This is a genomic window from Legionella sp. (genome assembly GCF_047605385.1).
In the GTDB taxonomy this organism is placed as follows: domain Bacteria; phylum Pseudomonadota; class Gammaproteobacteria; order Legionellales; family Legionellaceae; genus Legionella.
This window is the reverse complement of the sequence record NZ_JASGFU010000123.1, coordinates 1-4,069: the sequence shown is the minus strand read 5'-3', so window position 1 is coordinate 4,069 and position 4,069 is coordinate 1. Positions and strand designations below refer to the sequence as shown.

Below are 4,069 nucleotides of genomic sequence, written 5' to 3'. Positions count from 1 at the left end.
ACTCTCACTTTTTCAAGTAGTTGTGTCAGAGCAAGTCAAAACTAATTCAATTTAGCACATCAACCAAAATGTGGTGCTCGTAATCATCGAGCAGTTGACCTGCTTTCATTTTGACACCAATATTTCTTACAAACCTGGCGTATTCGTCGTCACCATTAACTTCAACGAAACCAAGAGCAAACTCAAGCGTTTCTCCTGTAAGTGGTTCATTATTTGAAAGACATCGTTTGACATCCCCATAGCTAGAATCATCCAACACCACCATACCATCAAATTGACCACGCTCATTGGAAAATTGTTGGTAATAATCCTCCATTTCCTCCTCTGTAAATCCTCGCGTTGAGTTAAAGGAGTCTGAGTCTGTTATGCTCATATCAGAATGAACAATGATGATGTTTTTATTTCTATTGATTTCTACTCCAAATGAACCATCAAACTGACGATCTTTAAAACGCTCATCTTTGCTGATAGGGTCATTTTCGTCTAATTCAAACTCAAATTCAGTTTTGAGGAGATAATCACCATCAACATAAAGCAAATCCTCCTCTATTTGATAAGTAAGATCACTTATAGAAACTTCCTTGGCTATAAAATTAGATGCTCTGAAATTTATTTCACTTCTTCCTGCGTCAGTAAGAAAATCGTTAAACAAGAATGATTCAATTGCATCTTTCAACAAGTTTAGTTTTTGACATATAACTTGCACAGTTTCTTCTGAGTGCTGAAATTGCTGGAGAATATCAAATAAATCCCGAAGAGGTATTTCATGATTTTCCATGGACGTAGTTGCGAGTTCTATTTTTTTAGATATATCGGCCTCTGACAATATATTTTTAAAGAGTAATAAATGATTTTTCCATGGAATGTAGCGTCAGCTCGAAGCGAGCCCCAATTTCCCATATGTGGCACATTTAGTCCTGGCGAGGTTGGAGCGATCCGATCAATGATTTGCTTTACATCACCAACCACCGATTCAATGGCCGCAACGGTATCGGGAAATGCCTCCCATGTTGTAGGAGTACATAGATCAGAATCTTGATAGCAAGACCAACATGAGACAAAAATAGGATTTAAATTTCTATTGCTTAGTGGGATGCCATTTTCAGGATGTAAGGTGACTATTTCATTTTCGCATTGGTCACCTATATGGCTCTCTAACGTACGATAGTAGCTTAATGACCTCACTAAAAAAGAAGGAGTCATATCTATAATTTGCCTGGGCATTTTCAGTGAAGTCGTAAAACCTAGCGTTCTTAGTAGACCATCCCTATCTAAAAAGCGCAGAATTTTATCGCTTTCAGCATGTTGCGCAATTTGAAACTGCTTCATATTAGTGAGTTCGTTTTTAAGTTCGAACAAACATACATGCAGATGGATCTTTTTTCAACACTGTTCGTGCCAAATAAATTCTATTTAAACTATCGTATCAGAGGGTGATTTTAATTGACGAATAGAGGGTATTAACATGCTTAACTCAACTTTTAGAGTAAGAGCTATTTGAATCAAATTTTGAATAGAAATATTTTGCTCCCCTCGCTCAACTCTTCCCATATAAGTACGTCCTAACCCAGCCTCAGCGGCAAAGCCTTCCTGAGAGTAGCCCTTTTGTTTTCGGGCTTCCCTTATAAGTTTACCGATTTTTACTAAATTAGGATGTCTTTGAGTCATCCTCTAAGTAAATAATTTAACACCCAATCAGGCCACACCTAATAAGTGGCGTTTTAATGCAAAATATGTCAATATATTGTTTATAAAAGGCAGGAAATGATGGATTTTAATCTATATTCAGAGAATTAGCTGCGGGGAAAAGTGAGCCAACTTCAACTTTTAATGTTTTAGCAATTCGAATCAAATTCAATGCTGCAATGTTGCGTTCACCTCTTTCTACACTACCCATATAGGTTCTATCAAGCCCCACTTCGTAAGCAAAGCTTTCCTGAGAGAATCCTTTTTCTTTTCGAAGGTCTCTAATTCTTTCGCCTAGTTTAATGAGTGCTGGATGTTTTTTGCGCATATAAGTAGAATATGCGCCCTATACTCATAAAACCACGGACTATGAGTATCAATATAAGGAGGATATATTAATTACAAACTGAGGTTAATAAATGAAAAAATCTATATTATTAAGTTGGTTATTGCCAATAAGCATACATGCCAATGCTTATTCCACAAGTTCTGGACCCTTTTATTTTTCTGGGGGCACGGTCTTTCCCAAAACGACTTTATCTATTCCCTTGAGACAGTTGTTACCAATTGAAGAAGAGACCCCGATTGTCATAACTTGTGACATCGAGAATCCAAATTACAATAATCCGTATCCCGTTGTTATTAAACTTTCAACATATAAAACAGAGAGCAATGTATGCAGCCTTAATGGGGTAACCTCTTCAACGAAACTCTATCTTCTCAACAATAAAATCAATAAATATCGAGTACACACTACATACTCATATTGGGAAACATTAAATTTTCAGAATTATGATGAAACGAATTTAGTTTCTGTCACCAACTGCATGGCAACCTATGATTTTAGTTACCAATAACTTGATCATCATCAATACGGAAATCCTTTCATATAAGGCTCACGTTTCAAATCACAATGAGGTTTAAAGTACAATGTCCCCCAATTTCAGGAAAGTTGTCGCCTCTGAATTAAATTAATTATTGGAGGCGGAACTGGAGTTCCTGATGAGACAAGTTACAAAATATACAGAGTCAATAAAAGCTAGTGTATTATCTAAAGCATTAGCGCCAAATGTAATAGAATTGGCTAAAGAATTTAATATACCCAAGGCCACTATTTACACATGGGTTATCCATATGAAAAATAATAAAAAAGAGAGCACTCAACAGCGGCCTAAAGATCGTTCGCCCGCATTTAAATTACAAGCTGTTATGGATACCCTTGGCAAAACAGAAGAAGAGCGAAGTGCTTACTGTAGAGCTCATGGCATTTATTATGATCATATAGAAGCCTGGAGGCAGCAGATTATGGAAAGTCTTGGTGCTTCGGCTAGTACTATGGATAACGCCAAAGAAAAGAAAAATAAGGCGGAACTTCAGCGTACACACAATGAAATGAAGGCATTAAAAAGCAATTTAAAGCGTAAAGATAAGGCATTAGCAGAATTAACCGCACTATTAGTACTGAAAAAAAAGCCGATTTACTTTGGGGGGAAAGCGAGGACGATTAATAAGTGAACAAGATAAACTGAATGCGATTGCATTGATAAAAGAAGCCTGCGCTGCTGGAAGCAGGCTAAAACCAGCCTGCGAACTCCTTGAGTTTGATGCGCGTACTTTTCAGCGATGGAATAAAGAAGGTACTGTTCAAGATAAACGTCGTGGCCCACTGACGGTACCTCACAATAAACTCAGCGATGCTGAACGCGCGCGCATACTTACGGTAGTCAATTTGCCTGAATATCGTAATCAGCCACCAAGTCAAATTGTACCTAATCTTGCTGATAAAGGTGAGTATATTGGGTCAGAATCAACGATATATCGCGTGTTTCATGCACATAAGATGATGCAGCATCGTAGTGCCGCGCGACCTAGGACGCATCGAAAACCAGATGAGCTGACAGCCACCAAACCCAACCAGCTGTGGTCTTGGGATATAACCTACATGACGAGCAACATCCGTGGTAAATATTTTTATCTTTATCTCTTTTTAGATGTGTTCAGTAGAAAAATTGTTGGTTTTAATGTGTTTGATGAGCAATCTGCTGCACATGCCTCAGAAGTAGTCTCTGCCGCGTATATAACAGAAAATATAAGTGCTGGTGAAGTAACACTACATGCAGATAACGGCGGTCCGATGAAAGGTTCAATGATGCTGGCAACCTTGCAAAATCTTGGCATCGCTTCATCTTTTAGTAGGCCATCCGTCAGCAATGATAATCCCTATTCAGAATCCATGTTTAGAACACTAAAATATTGCCCCCAGTATCCTAATAAACCATTCGAGTCTACGGAAGCTGCATTAGAATGGGTAAGGAAATTTGTTGATTGACCCCAGTTCGGAGTTTTTAAGTAAGAAAAATGGAGTTCCAAAGGCTTGTAATTT

The 4,069-nt window shown here is 38.0% G+C and carries 7 protein-coding genes; 3 read left to right on the top strand and 4 right to left on the bottom strand.

Annotation, left to right across the window (positions count from 1 at the left end; genetic code table 11):
• Nucleotides 1–46: 46 nt before the first annotated feature.
• From QM652_RS14265 to QM652_RS14250, 4 genes are all read right to left on the bottom strand, one after another.
• Nucleotides 47–778: a hypothetical protein gene (locus tag QM652_RS14265; protein WP_415076947.1), complete on the bottom strand. Its 732-nt coding sequence runs from the start codon at nucleotides 776–778 to the stop codon at nucleotides 47–49.
• Nucleotides 779–795: 17 nt separating this feature from the next.
• Nucleotides 796–1,329: a hypothetical protein gene (locus tag QM652_RS14260; RefSeq protein ID WP_415076945.1), complete on the bottom strand. Its 534-nt coding sequence runs from the start codon at nucleotides 1,327–1,329 to the stop codon at nucleotides 796–798.
• 84 nt (nucleotides 1,330–1,413) lie between these two features.
• Nucleotides 1,414–1,668 (bottom strand): helix-turn-helix domain-containing protein, encoded by a 255-nt coding sequence (locus QM652_RS14255; RefSeq protein WP_415076943.1) that lies wholly within the window; start codon nucleotides 1,666–1,668, stop codon nucleotides 1,414–1,416.
• Nucleotides 1,669–1,774: 106 nt separating this feature from the next.
• Nucleotides 1,775–2,014 (bottom strand): helix-turn-helix domain-containing protein, encoded by a 240-nt coding sequence (locus QM652_RS14250; protein WP_415076941.1) that lies wholly within the window; start codon nucleotides 2,012–2,014, stop codon nucleotides 1,775–1,777.
• 91 nt (nucleotides 2,015–2,105) lie between these two features.
• Here QM652_RS14250 and QM652_RS14245 point away from each other — a divergent pair, with 91 nt between their 5' ends.
• The 3 genes from QM652_RS14245 to QM652_RS14235 all read left to right on the top strand — a co-directional run bounded on the left by QM652_RS14245 (nucleotide 2,106) and on the right by QM652_RS14235 (nucleotide 4,015).
• The gene (locus QM652_RS14245) at nucleotides 2,106–2,543 is read left to right on the top strand and encodes a hypothetical protein (protein WP_415076939.1); all 438 of its coding nucleotides are present in this window, start codon (nucleotides 2,106–2,108) and stop codon (nucleotides 2,541–2,543) included.
• Nucleotides 2,544–2,688: 145 nt separating this feature from the next.
• Nucleotides 2,689–3,201, top strand: coding sequence for a hypothetical protein (locus tag QM652_RS14240; RefSeq protein ID WP_415076937.1), 513 nt, complete (start codon nucleotides 2,689–2,691; stop codon nucleotides 3,199–3,201).
• Nucleotides 3,170–4,015 carry a transposase gene (locus QM652_RS14235; RefSeq protein WP_415076935.1) on the top strand — a complete coding sequence of 282 codons (846 nt, stop codon included), beginning with the start codon at nucleotides 3,170–3,172 and terminating at the stop codon, nucleotides 4,013–4,015. Before QM652_RS14240 ends, QM652_RS14235 begins: the two co-directional genes overlap by 32 nt.
• Nucleotides 4,016–4,069: the final 54 nt, after the last annotated feature.